Annotated in this window: 13 protein-coding genes; all 13 read left to right on the top strand. The window is 71.8% G+C overall.

The features are described 5' to 3' along the window. Nucleotides 1-773: 773 nt before the first annotated feature. The 13 genes from IEZ11_RS47345 to IEZ11_RS47285 all read left to right on the top strand — a co-directional run bounded on the left by IEZ11_RS47345 (nt 774) and on the right by IEZ11_RS47285 (nt 16,240). Nucleotides 774-1,337, top strand: a complete 564-nt coding sequence (locus tag IEZ11_RS47345) for a hypothetical protein (RefSeq protein WP_189269304.1) — start codon at nt 774-776, stop codon at nt 1,335-1,337. Between the two features lie 38 nt (nt 1,338-1,375). Then, complete coding sequence (locus IEZ11_RS47340; RefSeq protein ID WP_189269303.1) at nt 1,376-1,660, top strand: hypothetical protein; 285 nt, start codon at nt 1,376-1,378, stop codon at nt 1,658-1,660. A gap of 114 nt (nt 1,661-1,774) precedes the next feature. After that, nucleotides 1,775-2,410, top strand: coding sequence for a hypothetical protein (locus IEZ11_RS47335; RefSeq protein WP_189269302.1), 636 nt, complete (start codon nt 1,775-1,777; stop codon nt 2,408-2,410). A gap of 125 nt (nt 2,411-2,535) precedes the next feature. Continuing rightward, nucleotides 2,536-6,702, top strand: a complete 4,167-nt coding sequence (locus tag IEZ11_RS47330; protein WP_189269301.1) for a DUF3560 domain-containing protein — start codon at nt 2,536-2,538, stop codon at nt 6,700-6,702. Continuing rightward, the gene (locus IEZ11_RS47325; RefSeq protein ID WP_189269300.1) at nt 6,693-6,950 is read left to right on the top strand and encodes a hypothetical protein; all 258 of its coding nucleotides are present in this window, start codon (nt 6,693-6,695) and stop codon (nt 6,948-6,950) included. The genes IEZ11_RS47330 and IEZ11_RS47325 overlap by 10 nt, the downstream gene beginning before the upstream one ends. An 80-nt stretch (nt 6,951-7,030) precedes the next feature. Beyond that, on the top strand, nt 7,031-7,837 hold the full coding sequence (locus IEZ11_RS51615) for an LPD29 domain-containing protein (protein WP_229713849.1): 807 nt from the start codon (nt 7,031-7,033) through the stop codon (nt 7,835-7,837). Between the two features lie 55 nt (nt 7,838-7,892). Then, nucleotides 7,893-9,065 carry a hypothetical protein gene (locus tag IEZ11_RS47315; protein ID WP_189269299.1) on the top strand — a complete coding sequence of 391 codons (1,173 nt, stop codon included), beginning with the start codon at nt 7,893-7,895 and terminating at the stop codon, nt 9,063-9,065. A gap of 130 nt (nt 9,066-9,195) precedes the next feature. Continuing rightward, complete coding sequence (locus IEZ11_RS47310) at nt 9,196-10,092, top strand: class I SAM-dependent methyltransferase (RefSeq protein ID WP_189269298.1); 897 nt, start codon at nt 9,196-9,198, stop codon at nt 10,090-10,092. A gap of 102 nt (nt 10,093-10,194) precedes the next feature. Further along, nucleotides 10,195-10,806 (top strand): hypothetical protein, encoded by a 612-nt coding sequence (locus IEZ11_RS47305; protein ID WP_189269297.1) that lies wholly within the window; start codon nt 10,195-10,197, stop codon nt 10,804-10,806. A gap of 92 nt (nt 10,807-10,898) precedes the next feature. Beyond that, nucleotides 10,899-12,143 (top strand): DUF6573 family protein, encoded by a 1,245-nt coding sequence (locus IEZ11_RS51610; RefSeq protein WP_229713847.1) that lies wholly within the window; start codon nt 10,899-10,901, stop codon nt 12,141-12,143. Between the two features lie 290 nt (nt 12,144-12,433). Further along, a complete protein-coding gene (locus IEZ11_RS47295) occupies nt 12,434-14,002 on the top strand; it encodes a ParB/RepB/Spo0J family partition protein (RefSeq protein ID WP_189269296.1) in 1,569 nt (522 codons plus the stop codon). A gap of 85 nt (nt 14,003-14,087) precedes the next feature. Then, entirely contained in the window at nt 14,088-14,711 is a 624-nt protein-coding gene (locus IEZ11_RS47290) for a hypothetical protein (protein WP_189269295.1), read from the top strand. A gap of 38 nt (nt 14,712-14,749) precedes the next feature. Beyond that, entirely contained in the window at nt 14,750-16,240 is a 1,491-nt protein-coding gene (locus tag IEZ11_RS47285; RefSeq protein ID WP_189269294.1) for a hypothetical protein, read from the top strand.

Raw genomic sequence — 16,240 nt, 5'->3', positions numbered from 1 at the left:
CGAAAAGCAGCGGCATTGCGTGTGCCTCCGGCACACGGGTACGGGAATGAGTGGGTGGGTTTGTTTACGGGGGTGGGGTGTTGGGGGTTGAGTTGAGGATTCGTCATGGTGTGAATGGGTCCGGGGGTTGGGGAATCCTCCTGGATTCCCTTACGGGCGAGGGTATTTGATTGGTATTCCGTGAAGACAAGTACACCACGGAATACGGGAAAAGGAAAACCCCGGATTGGCTGAACTCCCCTTGCAGAGCAGGGCCGAGGGAGCGGCCTGCCTCCGGCAGGACCACGACGACGGACACGAAGACGAGCAAGCCAGAGAGCGCGGGAGACCACTGCCAGGCCTCGCCCCCAGCTCCAACCCCACACAGGCCCGACAGTCCGCCACACACCGACCACCCGACCGCGCGACGCCCTCCGGGCGACGCGCAACCACACACACCCACCCCCCACCCCGAAGCCACCACGCCGACCAGCACCGCCCCCATTCCTCACTCATCCTTCAAACGGCAGCGGGAAAAGTGGCAGCAGAGGGGATGTCAGACCCCCGACCATGCCCGGAATCCTTGGTTGACCTGCGCGTATGTCTGCTCTTCCCGAGAGGCCCGCGCAAGAGTTGTTGCAAGAGTAGGCGCAGGAGTAGACGCAAGAGTTGTTGCAAGAGATGTCGCAAGTTCCGGCGTTTCGAGTCCTTCCCTCTCCCGGAGAGTGTATTATTGATTTTGTTGGTCGGGCGGCAACCTGATCGGCATTCAATCACCAACCCGAGGAGCCCCCTTGAAAACCGAAACCGTCGACGCTGTAAGCCGACTCACGATCCTTCTCCCCGGACCTCACGAGACCGACGCGTCTATCGGCCTGACGCTCATTCCCCTTCTCAAGATCCCGAACGCAATCATCGAATTCCGGCACCCTACTGCCGCACGTGTGTGGTGGGAAGGCTGGTGCGAGGCCGCCGCAATTCTCGACAAGGTTTTTCCCGAGCGGGTTGACCCGGGTGAATTGAGCGAACCAGAACTCACGATCAATTCGTTCGTGATCCTGGATGACGCGCCCCGCCGCGCCAAGATCCGCGCCCGCAGCACGGCAGCGAGTCCCGGTGGAATCGGCGCACTGTCCGTAACCGTCGGAGGTCTGACGATCACGTGCGCATCGCGTGCCGCCGTCGAGTGCCAGTGGCGCGGGTGGCGTGAGGCGTACGACATGTTCGCTCGGGACGGAGGTTTCGGACTGCCGTCCGCAGACCAGGTTGCCGAGCGCGTACGGGCCAATCAGGCCCGCCACGGGGTCACCGAGCTGTTGACGGCCGCCGAGGAGCAGCGGGCAGCCCGAAGGCGGTAACGGCGCCCAGGACCGCAACCACCAAAGAAGGGAACCGCATGACTGACACGGGACCGCTCAGCCGAGGGCAGCGCGTGAGGGTCGAGCGCCGCCCCACGCGGAAGCTGGCTTCACTCGCCCGCCCGAGGACCCCGAGCCAGGGCGAGCCGTGGCCGGAGGTCTGGGAGGGCATGTTGTTGGAAGCGTTCTACGAGCACGAGGAATTGACCGCCGTCGAGATCTACGGCAAGCGCAGCAGCACCGGCGAGACAAGGCGCGTCAGGTTCTACCTGGGGAACGCCATGCCTTTCCGTACCACCGTGACGCCGGTGGACCCGTCGTAAGTCGCCACACTGGGGGGTGATTGTTCCTTGACGATCACCCCCCGCGAGAGCGTATTATTGATTCTGCGGTTGAGCGGCAACTCACCCGCCACCAACTCACCCGAGGCAGGGAACATGACCGAGTACCAAGACCACACCCGGCAGACGCTTGATGGGATGGACCCGGGAGCACACGAGGAGTTCAGCGCCGACGAGATGCGCTGGACCCCCGCGCCCGACAGCACCGCCCCGATGTTCGCAGCGGACACGGCCGCCAAGGCGCACGCTTTTCTTGATCTTGCGACGGATGCGTACCTGGCCGTCGTGAACCTCCTGGAGGACGGCACCCACCACATGGTGGCGTGCGCCAACACCCCGGAACGCACACTCGTCGAGGAGCACGAACTCACCGCCATCGGCGACGCCGTGACGCTCGATCAGGGCGAAGCCCTGCGCCTCACCGTCGTACTCGCGGCCGCCCTGGTCGAGTGCTCCACCGGCGCACTGGTCGTGCGCACCTTCGCCCCCGACGGGTCGGAGTGGGTACGCGGCTGGACCGTCCGGAACAAGTGGCTTCGGCCCTTGACCGCCCAGGAGATCCAGCAGGCGTACAGCACCGACCCCACCGGCGCCCCGCTCCCCCCGGAGCCGGGCCTTGAGTACCGCCAGGCCGAGCGAGTACCCCGCCCCGAGCCCCAGCCCGAGACGGGCGACCGAGAGGCCAGCCGCACCGCGCCCCGGGACAACCGTCCCCGGAACCGCCGCAACTGAGCACCACCCCGTCCGGGGCCGGTCGCCCGACCGGCCCCGGACGGGAACACCCTGCCTCCCCCTGCCCTGCCTCCCGGTGTGAGCGGCAACTCACCCGGCACCAACCCGACCAGGAGTGACCCGACATGACCGCGACCACGCGCCGCGCCAGCTGCACGAGCGCCCCCGCCCAGGCGCCGGCCCCTGCCGAAGTGCCGGCGCCCACCGCCCCGCCCGCCGAGCAGCCCCACGCGGTGGACGCCCGAGGGGTGGCCCTCCCCCGTAACCTGGCCCGCCTCACCGCCCAGGCCGAGGAGGCCGGATGGACGGCCGCCGTCCAGACGCAGCCCGGATACTGCGCGCTGCTGCTCACCGCCCGCCAGGAGGCCGGGGAAACCGTCCTGCGCTGCGTGTGGCGGCTCACCGCCCGGGGGCACCGCTGGGACGGCGCCACCCTCACCCGCTACGGCCAGGCGGCCGCCCAGGACATCGCATGGCGCACCGTCGCGAACCTGGTGACCGCCGAGGCACCCACCGCCCCCACACAGGCCGCCACGGCGGATGCTCCGGTGCCCGTTCCGGCCGAGGGAGCGGCGGAGACTCCGGCCCCCCGGAAGCGCGCCCGGAGGACACCCTCCGTGGCCGACGTCGAGCGTGCCCGCAGGGCGGCGGAGGAGTGGCCGGAAGCGATGCACGCGCGGTCGCTGGGCGACCGGTACGAGGGGGAGTTCCGGCGCTCCGACCTGCTGTCGGAACTGTCCGTCTGCGGTGAGCGGTTCCCGTTCCGCTTCCATTTCAAGTCGGGCGGCGGCCACACCGTGACCCTTCCGACGGGGGACGTGCGCGGTACGTGGGGCGAGGTCACGGGCGCCGCTATCGCGTACGTGATCGCGAAGCGTCCAGCGGCGGTGCTGCGCGCGACGACCGAGACGGCGCGCGTGTACGGCATCCATGCGGAGAGGGCGGCGGAGAAGGCCGAGGAGAACGCGCAGACGGCCGTATTGGTCGGCATGGCGCGCGCTGCCCTGGACACCGTCCGTGCGTTCGCTCAGCGCATCGATTGGGACGGGCTGACGGACGAGCAGTACGACAGCGCCCGGGGTGCAGTCCGTGAGGCCGAAGAGTGCGCAGAGGGGGCAGAGTCCGCGTACGGACTGGGCGACGTCGACACGGCCCGTTGGGAAACGCGTGACTCTCTCGCCGTCGTGCGCTCGTTCGGACTCGACGTGCCGTCGGCTCAGGAGTGCGCGGAGCGCGCGCCGGAACCGCGCGCGGTCGCTGGGCGGGTGCGGCCCCAGGCGTCGGCGTTCCTGCTGCGCATCACCCGCCCGGGGTGGGAGGGTCCGACCGAGACGGCCGCGGTTCCGGCCGGTGATGCTCCGGCTGGTAGCGGCGTGACGCCGGCGGTGGCGACTTCCGCGGACTCAACCCCCCGCGAGGCGGCGGCGGAGGCCGGTCCGGCCGAGGGCGCGCCGGTCGGGGTAAAGCCTCCGGCGGTGTTGCCCGACGTCGTGTCGGACCCCGGCGGGGTGGACGGGTGGGAGACCGACGGGGGCGCGGTTGAGGTGCTGCCGGTGATCTGCCACGGCAACGGGGGTGGGGTGTTCCCGGTGGCGTTCCGTGGCCCGTACGAGGGCACGGTGCGGGTGTCGCGGGCGTGGCTGACGGAGCGTGCGCGCCGTGCGCTGACCGTGGCGCGTCAGCGGCTGACGGCGGCGGAGGAGCACGCGGAGACGTGCGCGGCGTGGCGGCGGGATGCGTACGACCTTCACCAGGAAGTACGCCGGTCGGCGGGTGTGCTGGGGCCGGATGTGTGGGTTGCGGAGGAGACAGCGGGGGCGTGGTCCGCGCGTGCGCGTGAGGTGTCGTGGGCCCAAGACAAGCGGCGCCAGGGCGCGCGGGATGCGGTGCGGTGGCGTGAGCGTGAGCTGTCCGCGCTGGAGTCGGAAGCCAGGGAGGCCGGGGAGCGTGCGGCGGCCGGTCGCAACTTCCTGGCCCGTGCGGCAGCCGGTGACGTTCCGGCGGGGCGTGGGGCGTGGGCATCGGCCGATGGCGGAGCGGCGGCGATGTTCGAGCTTCCGGCGTGCGCTGAGGTGTCGCCGGACATGGAACACGCGCCGGGCATGGCGGAGCGTCGCGCGTTCGTGGATCTCCTCGCGGACGCCGTGTCGGCCCGTGACGAGGAGCGCCCGCTGATCGGCCGTGACCTCCCCTCGAAGAAGACGCACGGGCGTACGAGCGGGATCGAGAAGGGCCAGGCGTCCGCGTCGGTCAAGGCCCTGGTTCAGCCGTGGAAGGCGCCGAAGATCCCGGCGGAGGGCAAGGCACCGACGGCCGCTCAGTTGGAGGACTGGCAGGACGGTTACGCAGGTGCGCCGGTCGTGGCGGAGACGGAAGCGGCGCCCGGTGTGTGGCTGCCCATGGCCGCCGTGGCGTTCGCCGAGACGGCGACGGCGAACGGGTGGACCGTCGCAATGCAGCGCCAGGGCGCCACGGTGACCGTGCGCGCCGGGGGGCGAGCCACGGGCAAGGTTCCGGGGGAAGTGCGCGCGGTGTGGTCGGCCAGTCTGTACGACGTGACCGCCTCGGGCGCATGGGTGGACGGGGTCCGGCTGGACACCGTGGCGACACTCCACGCGGTGAACGCCACGGTTGCCCAGCAGTGCAAGGCACCGGGTGCGCTGGCCGAGGACGCGCGGCCGGACGCGCACGCGGATGCTGTCGACCTGGACGGGTGGGAGGGCGAGGGCGGAGCGCTCGCGCGGGACGGTGGAGAGCTCCCCCCGCCGGCAACCCGTGCCGAGGTATCGGCGCCCCCGGCTGACGTGGTGTCCGACCCGTCCGGGGTGGGCGTGTGGGAGGCGGAGGGCGGCGCGGTGCCGGGCGTCGATACCCCGGCCCCCGTGGCGGCGGCTGTGGCAGTTATGCCCACCGCCTGGGCGAAGCCTGCCGGGCGGGGTGACTGCGCGGCGGCAAATACGTGTGGCGGGTTCGGGGTGCTGCTGTGGGACGTGCCCGGCTGTGCTCCGCGCTGCGCCGAGTGCGCCGCACGGGTCATGGGGCACTCTCCGGCGGCGCTGCGCGCGCTCACCCTGCCCGGGGACGTCGCAGAGGCGGAGGAGGGCGCCGAGGCGGCGGACATCGTCATTCGGCACACCCACGAAGACGGCACCACCGTGGAGGGCTCCACCAAGGGCGACGGGGTGTGGGAAGCGCTGCGCCCGCTGGGCTGGACCTACCGGCGAACCCCGGGGATCTTCATCCGGGGAAGCCGCTACAAGGGCGCCGACCGGTGGAAGATCAACCGGGCGGCGGACGCCGTGCGCGCACTCGGCCTCTCGTGCGCTGTGGTGATCGATGAGGACATGTCGTTCGCCGAGCGGGAGGCCGCCCGCGTGGATGCGGCCGAGGAACGGACGGAGCGGTACGCGGACCGGGCCGGACGCGCGGCGGCATCGTCGCAGTCGGCACGGGATGCCTCGGACCAGATCGGCGAACGGTTCTGGATGGGGCAGCCGATCCTGGTGGGCCACAATTCGGAGGAGCGCGCCCGCAGGGACCAGGAGCGCATGCACAACGCGATGCGCAAGAGCATCGCCGAGGACAAGCGGGCCGGTTACTGGGCATCCCGTGCGGCGGCGGCCGAGGCGTACGAGCGGTACCGGAAGAACCCGGGGCGCACGCTGCGCCGTATCGAGAAGCTGGAGGCGGAGCGGCGCGGCGTTCTGCGGGAGCGTGACGGCGTTGACGACAAGGGCCGTACGGCTGATGTGTGGCGACGCGGGCCGTCCGAGTCACGCCGGGAGGAGCTGACGCGCCTTCTGGCCGAGTACGACGAAGAGCTGACGTACTGGGCGGAGACGATCAAGGAGGCGGAGCGGCGCGGCTTCAAGGTGTGGGGCAAGGCGGACTTTGTCCGTGGTGACTTCGCGCGGTGGCGGGGGTCCTGGTACGAGGTGACCCGGGTCAACGCCAAGACCGTGACCGTGCCGCACATCCACGCCGCGTTTGACGGCGGCGCCGTGGGCGCGGTGGGCGGTTGCCGAGTGGTCACCCGTGCGGCAACGGCGGAGACCCGGCACAAGGGCAGCACGTACACGCTCCCCTACAACGAGGTGAGCGGGCGCATGTCGGCCGAGCAGATGCGGGCCGCCCTCGCAGGTGAGGCGATCCCCGCCGACCCGCGCGACGTCACCCCGGAGCCCACCCCGGAAGAGGCCGAGGCAGAACGAGCGGACGACGCGAGGGCGCCGGCCGAGCACCAGGACCAGACCGCCCCGGCTCCCCTGGAGGAGGCACCGCCATGCGACTGAGCCAGCGCCGCGCGGACACCCTGAACCGACGCGTACGGTTCCTGCACCGACGCCGCAAGGACCGATCAACGTTGCCGTGTCTGGAGACCGGCGGAACTCAGGTCTACGCCTACTGGGAGCGCGGTGCAGGCCTGGTGGTGTCCGTCCATCTGGACACCGGCGAGGTTCCGTCCGACCTGATCAGCCGGTACGGCACGATCGCGGTGCGGATCACCGTCAACGGTCACGACGTCTTCGTTGCCGACTAAACAGCAAGAGCGTATTATTGATTTCGCAAGTCCGGCTGAGCGGCAACTCACCGGCACCAACTCGCAGCAGGAGAACAGGCATGGACTACATCGACACCAAGCACGTGGCCGCCGAGCTCAGGAACCGCCTCAGGACCGAGTTCCCCGGCGTGAAGTTCAGTGTGCGCAAGGGCACCGGCACGGCTTCCGCGTGGATCTCCGTCTACTGGACCGACGGCCCCTGCACGGCCGACGTCGAAGAGCTCACCCGCCCCATGCAGGGCTCGCAGTTCAACGGCATGGAGGACCGCTACGAGTCCACCGACAACACGGTCACCGTCACCGTCAAGGGCCGGAAGGTCACCGGTAAGCCGCTGGTCGACGGCATCAACACCCACCGGGACGTTTCCGACGACGCTCTGAAGGCTGCCGCCGTCCTGTGGTCCAAGGCCCACGACGGCATCGAGCCCCCGACCGGCGGCATGCTTGCCGCCTGCGTCGTCGACGGCCACGTCATCCAGGAGAACTGGCCCCCGCAGCAGATGTGGCAGATCGCCAGTGACGTTGTCCTGCCCCAGCGCTGGGACGCCGCCAAGGAGCAGGCCGCCGCCCAGGCCGCCCGTCGGGCGAGCGCCCACGAGGCGGCCGACGAGGGCGCGGAGGGACTCAACCTCCAGCACACGGCCGAGGACGGGACGACGGTCACCGGTACGCGTCTGGGTGACGGCGCCGCCGACGTGCTCAAGCTCCACGGCTTCAAGTGGCACCGCAAGAACCAGTACTGGTACGCCCCCGGCAGCCGTGACCAGGCGGCCGACACCGGATTCCTGGCCGCCGTCGCCGCCGACCTGCGCGCCGAGGACCTGACGGTCACCACGGCGCAGCCCGAGGCAACCCCCAGCGCCTGAACCGAATCCCGACCGGCCGGGCGCCCCGGCGCCCGGCCCACCGAGCGGAGCCCCCATGCCCACGTACCTCCCCTCTCAGCTCACCGGCGACCGCCCACACCCGGGCGCCGCCGTCACCGACCCGGGCACCGTCGAGGCCTGGGAGACGGACGGCGGAGCCGGCCCCAGGGCCGAGCAGACCGCCGGCACCCCCGCGGCCCGTCCCGCCGCACCGTCCGCCACCGAGGTCGCCGATCTGCCCCCGAGGGCACGCACGCTGGCCGAGGCAGCGGCGGCGAACGGGTGGGGCGTAACCGTCACCTCCGAGGGCATCGCGGAAGGCGTCCACGTACGCACGATCACCCTGACCGGTGCATTCCCCACGCCGACCACGCCCGCGGAACTCACCGCCCGGTGCGTGTGGTACGGCTCCAGCTACTGGGGAGAGGTGTCCGAGCGCAACGGCCGGTATGCCGGCGGTTTCGGCGAATTCCTCGCGTGGGTGCGTGAGGCTCCCGCCATGTGCCGCGCGGGTAGGGCAGCGGGCTGGATCCTGCCCGGCAGTCCTCTGCCGGGTACGGAGTTGGAGATTGTGCCGCTGCCGCAGTGGTACGACGGCGCGCCCCGCCCACGCATCGCCGTCCGCGCCGCGCGGATGTACGCGCGCTACACCCAGACCATCCACCACAACGACACCGGCGTCCCCGTGCGGGAGGCCCCCGGATACGGTCAGCCTCACCTCAGCGGCGACGAGGTACGCGCATTCCTCGGCGGATCACTCGGATTCTGGCTTTCCAGCCAGGCCACCATCACCGACGACGAAACGATCATCTACCGCCAGACCAACAGGCATTCAGCGATCACCTTCACGCCGGACCGCGAATCCGGCGTCATCATCACCCACCCGGAGCGGTACATCACGGCCGACGCGTACCGCGTCACCGGACACGGCCGCCTCCCGCAGGTCTGGACGCAAGCAGCCGTCCGCGCGGCAGTTTCCGAAGCCACGCGCCCGGGCCCGATCGACTGGCCGGACGGCTGGGCGCTGCTCATGCCGGATGAGTCCGTGCGGTTCGCCCCACGAGGTTTCCCCTGGAAGTCCGGAGACGTGTACATCGCCGAGCCCACCGCCCCACCCCAGGAATGGGGACCACGGTGCGGGACGTGCGACCGGTACGCGACAGAGCACGACCCCGCTCGCGGATGGGGACGCCGGTGCAGCGCCTTTCAGCCGCCGACCGACAGCTGACGAACACCTCCTGCTGGCGCGCGGCACGGACGTCGTAGCCACGTCCCCATCACACGCACGACCGCCCTGGAGCGGTCCGGGCAACCAGGCCAGGACCGCTCCCCCACACCACCCCGAAAGGCGGCACGCCATGGCCGGAAAGCTCAGCAAGGAGCAGACCAAGCAGCACAACCGAGCGCGCCAACTGGTCGACATGGCCCGTGACTTGACCGATGAGGAGCGGGAATTCGTTCTCGACCACTTCCACGAGTCCGCGAACATGGGCCGCACCCTGGACGGCGCGTTCTTCACGCCGGCCGAGCTCGCCAGCGAACTCCACCACGTGATCCCGGGGGACCGTGTCATCGACCTGTGCGCGGGTATCGGCCGCCTGGCCTGGCACGCCCGCGACTACTGGATCCGGCGCTGGGAGGGTTTGCCGCCGCGCGAGATCGTGTGCGTGGAGAAGGACCCGGAGTACGTGCGGGTCGGGCGGCGCGTCCTGCCGGAGGCGAAGTGGATCTGTGCTGACGTGCTGGACGTTCCGGGCATGGATCTCGGCCCCTTCGACTGCGCGATCAGCAACCCGCCGTTCGGGCGGATCAAGCGCAGCGGCGACGCCCCCGGGTACCGGGGCCCGCTGTTCGAGTTCCACGTGATCGCGGTCGCCGAGACGCTCGCCCGGCGGGGGGCGTTCATCATCCCGAGGGAATCCGCCCCGTTCCGCATCGAGACCGGGTTCGTCCGTCAGGACTCTGCCGCGTACGAGCGCTTCCACCGCGAGACCGGGATCACGCTCCGCCCCAACCCCGGGATCCCGACGGACGAGTTCCGCGACCAGTGGCGCGACGCCTCACCGGCCGTCGAAATCGTGCTGCACAACCGCGACGAGGACGAGTTGGAGGCCAGGGCGGAGCGGGCCGCCCTGGCGGAACGGGAAGCCGTGGCCATCCGCCCGCGCAGGCCGAAGACCACCCGGCGGACCAGCGCGGCGCCCCAGGCCGCGCCGCCGTCCCGTTCCTGCGACGGCGGGGACACCCTGTTCTGAAAGGGCATTGATCACTGCCCGCGAAGGTGTATTATTGATTTTGTAGGTGAGCGGCAACTCGCCCGGCACCGACCGACCCACCGAGGAGACAGGGATCCGCACATGGGCGCCTACGGACACGACATCACCGCCGGAATGCTGGTCTTCGACCGGGAGGACTTCACCGCCTACCGGCCCGGATCGGAGCCGGTCTGGCTGGTCGAGAAGGTCGTCGGACACGAGGAGCGCAGCCCGGGCGGCACCACCATCTACAGCACCTTCGCGCACGTGCGGAACGCCGAGGCCCACGGCAGGGACACCACCGCGTCGAACTCCGGCTGGACCGGCACCAAGCCCGTAATCCGGCTGGTCGAGGCCGCCGCCGAGGACGACCACACCAAGCCGGGCACCTTCCGTATGGACCGCGCCATGGTGGCCTTCCTGCGGGCCACCCGCTTTCGCGGGTGCACCTCCGACGACTACCCGACCGTGCGCGACCTGGTGAACGCCGCCCCCTACGACCGGCACGGGTTCCTCGTGGGCGCGCGCACGGTCACCCCGCACGGCCTGCGCTACGAACTCGGCGCCCTGTTGGTCTGCCTGGGGAACCTGTCGTGCGACCTGCGGGCAGGCCGCACGACCGCCGCCGACCTGGAAGCGGGCGGCATCTCCGTGCCGCTGCTGGAAGCCACCCGCGCGGCCCTGCGCACCGCCGACTCGGCCGTCCGGGCCTGACCGCCCCTGCCGGGCGCCGACCACGGCGCCCGGCCCCCTCACCGGATTGAGCGGCAACTCATCCGGCACCACCCGATACAGGAGGACCCACAATGACCACGATCCGCCGGAACTGGACCAACCGCGTGGCGGAGATCCGCGCGACGGCCCGGGCCTGCCGCGCCTACGACTCCGACAGCGGCAACATGGTGCCGGTCGACCCGTCCAGGGCATTCGAGGCGTGGGAGAGCACACCGCGCGCCCGACTCACCGAGGACACCCCCGGGCAGAAGTGGACCGTCCACGTTCACTCCAACCGGTTCTACGTCCTGACCGCCGAGGACCCCGACGCCCCGGGCGACAGCACGCCGGCCACTGCCGCCGAGGCTCCCGCGGCTCCCACCGCCGCCCCCGGATGCCCGCCCGCGCACCGGACCCCCGAACCCGCCCGGGTACGCGACCACATCGCGGCCCGCACGCTGGTCCAGCGCGGGCCGGTATCCGGCATGCCGGGCCGGGACCGCCTCGGTCACCTGCCCGACCTGGCGGTCGATCTCGTGGGCAAGGCCGTCCGCGTGCGGCTCGCCCAGGGCTTCAGCCACGAGGAGATCCGGGACGAGTTCGAGCGCGAGCGTGCCGAGGCCGTGACCAGCGGGGACACCGGAAGGGCCCGGGGCCTGGAAACGATGCTCACGGTGCACGCCGCGATGACGGCCGAGGAGAACGCCCCCGAGCCGCCCACCGGCCCCACGCGCCGGCCGCTGCCCGCCCCACCGGCCAGCGGCCCCGACGCCCCCGGCGGCAGCTCCCCGGAGGAGCCACGGGAGCATCGCGGCTCACCCCGAACCGCCCGCGCCAGCAGTGACAACGTGCTGTCCCGTATCGACGCCGCCCTGCATGACGCGGCCGTCACAGGCGATCCCGAAGTCAGCGACGATGCCATGCGGTCGGTGCCCCTGGCCGACCCGGACGACATCATCCACGCCTACACCCGCGCCCGGGCCCTGACGGATGGCGTCCTCACGGCCGTCGACGCCGAGTTGGCCCGTGAGGCCGGCTTCCGGGTCCCCGTTGCCCTCACCAGCGCCGTGTGGGAGGGCTGCGTGGCCTGGAACGACGGCGACAGCGAGCGGCAGGTGCCGCAGGACGAGCGCGGCCGCCTGTGGGACGTGCTGACCATGGCCCGGGCGGCGATCCGGCGCGGCGGCGGGGACAGCGACCGGGTCACCGTCGACCTGCGGCGGGTGCCGCGCGACGGCCGCACCCGCAAGGCGCTGCGGATCCAGCTCGTGTGCGCGATCGGGCCCGGCGACCACGGCGAGGCCGTGATCACGATCATGGAGCCGCACGAGGACTGACAGCGATCCGAGGGGGCGCGCCACCGCCCCTCGGATCCTGGCCGACCGCACCGCCGCAGTTCCCCGGATGAGCGGCAACTCATCCGGCACCAACCCACCGAAGGACGACCCGTTCTGACCACCTCCGTGCCCTGCGCGGCGGAGACCGCGAGGCACCCTGGCCTGCACGATTGCCCGATTATCCCTCTCAGGGAAAGGGGGTTGCCCCTTCCCCGGGAGGGCGTATAATTGATTTCACGAGCAAGCGGCAACTTGCTCGACACCAACCCGACCAGCACGAGGAGCAATCCGTGAGCGACACCGCAACAACACCGCTGCAGCGGGTCACCCTGCGGCTCGGCCAGATCCGCGTCAACCCGCTCAACGTCCGCAAGGACCTCAACCTCAACGACACGTTCCTGAAGTCCATCGCCGCCAACGGCGTGAAGATCCCGGTGGTCGTCGTCCCGCTGGACGACGAGGGCACGGCCTACGAGCTCAAGATGGGCCACCGGCGCTGCGCCGCCGCCCGGGCCACCAAGGACACCGACGAGGAGCGGGACCTGATCGAGGTTCCCGCCTACGTGCTCGACCCCTCCCTGCGGGAGGCCGGCGAGGACTTCATTGACCAGCTCCTGGAGAACGACGACGACTACCGCGAGGGCCTGACCGACCTGGAGAAGGCCGACGCCCTGTTCGGCGCGGTCGAGGCGGGCATGAAGCAGACGCGGGTGGCCCAGCTCACCGGCCGCTCCCGCAAGGAGGTCTCGCAGGCGGTGAAGACCGCCAAGTCGGTCGGGGAGCGGACCCGCTCCGCGCTCGCCGAGGCCGGTACGTACGATCTGGACCTGGAAGTCCTGGGTGTGCTGGGTGAGTTCGACGACGACCCGGCCGCCGTCGACCGGCTGTTGGAGGCCTACGCCAAGGGCCGTTTCGAGTTCCAGGTGCAGTGGGAGCGTGACGACCGCGAGGAGCAGCGCGCCCGTGACGGTGTCCGCCCGCAGCTGGCGGCGGCCGGGGTGCGGCTGGCCGAGGACGCCGACGCACTGCCGCCGAGCGCCGAGCCGCTCAGCGAGCTTGACGGCCCGGACGGCGGGCCCATGACCGCCGAGACGCACGCCGACTGCCCCGGCCACATGGCCACCTGGGCCGAGAACCCCCGCGAGCCGGGCGACGTGGACTACTACTGCACCGACCCCGACGGCTTCGGCCACTACCCGCCCCAGGAGGACGCCCCGGAGCCGGAGGACGGCGGCGACAGCAGCGCGCAGGACACCGACACGGTGGCGACGACGAAGGCGTCGGAGCCGTCGCGGGAGTACGTCATGGCGGGCAACAAGGCCTACCGCGCCGCCGAGAAAGCCCGGCACGCCTGGCTGAAGGACCTCATCGGCCGCAAGACCGCGCCGAAGCCGCTCGCCGCGTTCGTCACCGCGCAGCTGATCACCTGCCCCAAGCCGGTGGCTCAGTGGGTGGGCGACGCGGGCCGCCGGGAGCTGGTCAAGGAGCTGACCGGGTACGACCAGCCCGCCGAGCGCGCCAAGTCGGCGACCCCGGCCAAGCTCACCCTGCTGAGCTTCGCGGTGCTGGCCGCGACGTTCGAGAAGCGGATGAGCGAGGCGCGGACCTGGCGCACCGACAGCGCCGCCCGTTCGTCCGTGCTGGAGCTGAGGGAGATCCGCGAGGACGCCCGGGTCTGGCTGGCGTTCCTCGGCGAGATCGGCTACCCGCTCTCCGCCGTCGAACAGGCCATCGCCGACGACGTGGCCTACCAGGAGCGCGAGCCGAACCCGGCCGACACCGACGGCCAGGACGACGAGGCCGCCGAGGACACCCCGGACGGCGCCGCGAGCGCCGGGGACTCCGAGGCCGCGTCCTGACCCGCCGCCCGGGCCGGACCTGACCGGTCCGGCCCGGGCCCCCTCCCCGTCTCTTTCTGCGCGCCGCCGCCCGGAAGGCCCCGCCATGCTCCGCTCCGAACTTTCCCTTTGCACGCCTCTGTTCGTCGCCCAGGCCGCCGTCAGCAACCACACGGGACTCATCGCCCGGACCGCGCTCGCCATGCCGGCCGCGCCGTTCGGCTCCCCCGCCTGGCAGCTGCCCGCCCTGGTCTCCTACCTTCACCGCCTGCGCCAGGAGGACGAGGACCCGGCCCCTGATCTGTGGCGCGCGCACACCGAACGCGCCACCGGCCCCGTGCCCCGGCCTCACCTGCGCTACCACGCCGACGCCCTGCACGACCCGGACGCGGTGTGCGTGCTGCACATCCGGCTCGGCCCGCGCGACGAAGACACCGGCTGGCCCGCCGCCGACGTCGCCGTCATCGAGCAGGAGGAAGGCGCCTGCCCCTTCGGCCGCATCACCCGCCGTCACGGCGCCGAGGCGATCGCCGCGTACGCCGCCGACGAACTGACCGCCGAGCACGCCCGGCTCACAGCCCTCGCCCGCCGCCACCAGGACGCCGCCTTCCTGCGGCTCGCCGAACTGGCCCGGCGCGCCGCCGACTGGGCCGACCAGGTCCGCGCCGCCGCCCACGCCGATGCCGTGCACATCCAGGCCGACCGCGCCCGGGCCCGCATCGCCCGCTGACCACCCCCCGCTCACCGCCGCCTGTGGAGGCCCGCGCCATGTCCGCGTTCGAACCCGTCTCCCCCACCTATGCGATCTCCGACACCGTCGTGGAACACCGCCTGCGCGGCCGGGGCTGCACCCACGCCGACCTGCCCGGCGGCTACCGGCTGACCCTGCGCACCCGCGAGCTGCACGGCCCGCTCCGGGCCGCCCTGGCCGCGCCGTCGCCGACCGGTCCTGCCCGGATCTGCACCGCGCGGTTCAGCGCCTACGTGCCGACCCCCGCATCGTCCCGCGTTCTCGACGCGGTCACCCGCTACGCCCCCGCCCTGCCCGACGCCGGCGACGTCCGCCCGTCCCTGGGGGCCGTCGCTCGCCTGCTCACCACCGGTGCGCCCTTCCAACGCCCGGGCGAGCCCGGGCTGTTCGTCCAGTTCGGTCACGCGGAAGCCTGGCTGGACGGCAGGCGGCTCGGCGTCACTCTGGGACGCCCCGGCAGCGGGCTCAGCCTGGTCCTGGACGGCCCGTGGGACGCGCCGTCCACCGCCCGCCTCACCGCCGCCGTCCTGCGCGAACTGACCGACGCCCGGCGACTCGCTGGGGAAGCCGCCGCGCTGCTGAAGCCCGGGCCGTGGCAGGTCGAATCCGACCGATGGCACCCGGACGCCGCCCTCGTCCTTCCCGCCGACCGACGCCCCGACCCGGAAGACCCCCTGGGCCGCCGCGTCTCCCGGGCGCTGCGACAGGTGCATCTCCAGCTGCGCGCGGCGCAGCCGGACTGGGACTTCCAGGAGATGATCTCCGCCGACGGCTCCGCCGTCGCGATGCGGATCACCCCACACGGCCGCGCCGTTCCCCGCATGGTGCGCAAGGTGGTCAGCACCAGCACCGCCGGCCCGGGCGAGATGGGCAACACCCGCACGACGTTCGCTCCCGCCGACCTGCCCGCTCCCCCTGACTTCACCCCGGCCCCGCCGCCCGGTGAGGCCCCGTCCCTGGACCTTCACGTCGCGCCGAAGGACACGCGCTACTCCTGGGGTGTCGAACTCGGCCTCGGCGCCTGGGCATACGTCCTGGACCGCTCACCCGTGTTCTACGGCTCCGGCTGGTACCCCTTCCACGAACACGTCACCCGCCGGGAACCGGACCCCACCGCCCCGCTCAACACCCTCGACGTGCCCACCGGCCGGACCGTGCCCGCGCGCGTGCGGCTCTCCCCCGGCGTCCAGAACTACTCCTGGGGCAACGAGTACGTACAGCTCACCCCGGTCGACCACCGGGTGGAAGCCCGGTTGAACCTGTACGCCGGCCGGGAGCACGCCTACACCCTGGTGCGCGAGGTCACGCTGGAGATCGACCTGCGGGCGAAGCGGGTACTGCTCCCCGTCCGGATCCCTCCGGCCCTGCGCCACCAGGCGGAGGTCAAGGGCCGTCGGATCCTCGACCTGCTGCTGGCCGCGCGCCGCGAGCGCCGACGAGGGGCTCGCGAGCCGCGGGCCGTCCTCGGTCCCTGGGACCGCAGCTCCCGGCCCAGCACCGACACCTGA

Origin of the sequence: Streptomyces fuscichromogenes (assembly GCF_014645815.1) — a bacterium.
Classification (GTDB): Bacteria; Actinomycetota; Actinomycetes; order Streptomycetales; family Streptomycetaceae; genus Streptomyces; species Streptomyces fuscichromogenes.
This window is presented reverse-complemented; position numbering and strand designations above follow the sequence as displayed.

Bases quoted from the DNA above. Each gene is read 5' to 3' on its own strand.
- IEZ11_RS47330 (WP_189269301.1), top strand. From the start codon at position 2,536: ATGACCGCGACCACGCGCCGCGCCAGCTGCACGAGCGCCCCCGCCCAG.
- IEZ11_RS51615 (WP_229713849.1), top strand. From the start codon at position 7,031: ATGGACTACATCGACACCAAGCACGTGGCCGCCGAGCTCAGGAACCGC.
- IEZ11_RS47325 (WP_189269300.1), top strand. From the start codon at position 6,693: ATGCGACTGAGCCAGCGCCGCGCGGACACCCTGAACCGACGCGTACGG.
- IEZ11_RS47305 (WP_189269297.1), top strand. From the start codon at position 10,195: ATGGGCGCCTACGGACACGACATCACCGCCGGAATGCTGGTCTTCGAC.
- IEZ11_RS47335 (WP_189269302.1), top strand. From the start codon at position 1,775: ATGACCGAGTACCAAGACCACACCCGGCAGACGCTTGATGGGATGGAC.
- IEZ11_RS47315 (WP_189269299.1), top strand. From the start codon at position 7,893: ATGCCCACGTACCTCCCCTCTCAGCTCACCGGCGACCGCCCACACCCG.
- IEZ11_RS47285 (WP_189269294.1), top strand. From the start codon at position 14,750: ATGTCCGCGTTCGAACCCGTCTCCCCCACCTATGCGATCTCCGACACC.
- IEZ11_RS47310 (WP_189269298.1), top strand. From the start codon at position 9,196: ATGGCCGGAAAGCTCAGCAAGGAGCAGACCAAGCAGCACAACCGAGCG.
- IEZ11_RS47340 (WP_189269303.1), top strand. From the start codon at position 1,376: ATGACTGACACGGGACCGCTCAGCCGAGGGCAGCGCGTGAGGGTCGAG.
- IEZ11_RS47290 (WP_189269295.1), top strand. From the start codon at position 14,088: ATGCTCCGCTCCGAACTTTCCCTTTGCACGCCTCTGTTCGTCGCCCAG.
- IEZ11_RS51610 (WP_229713847.1), top strand. From the start codon at position 10,899: ATGACCACGATCCGCCGGAACTGGACCAACCGCGTGGCGGAGATCCGC.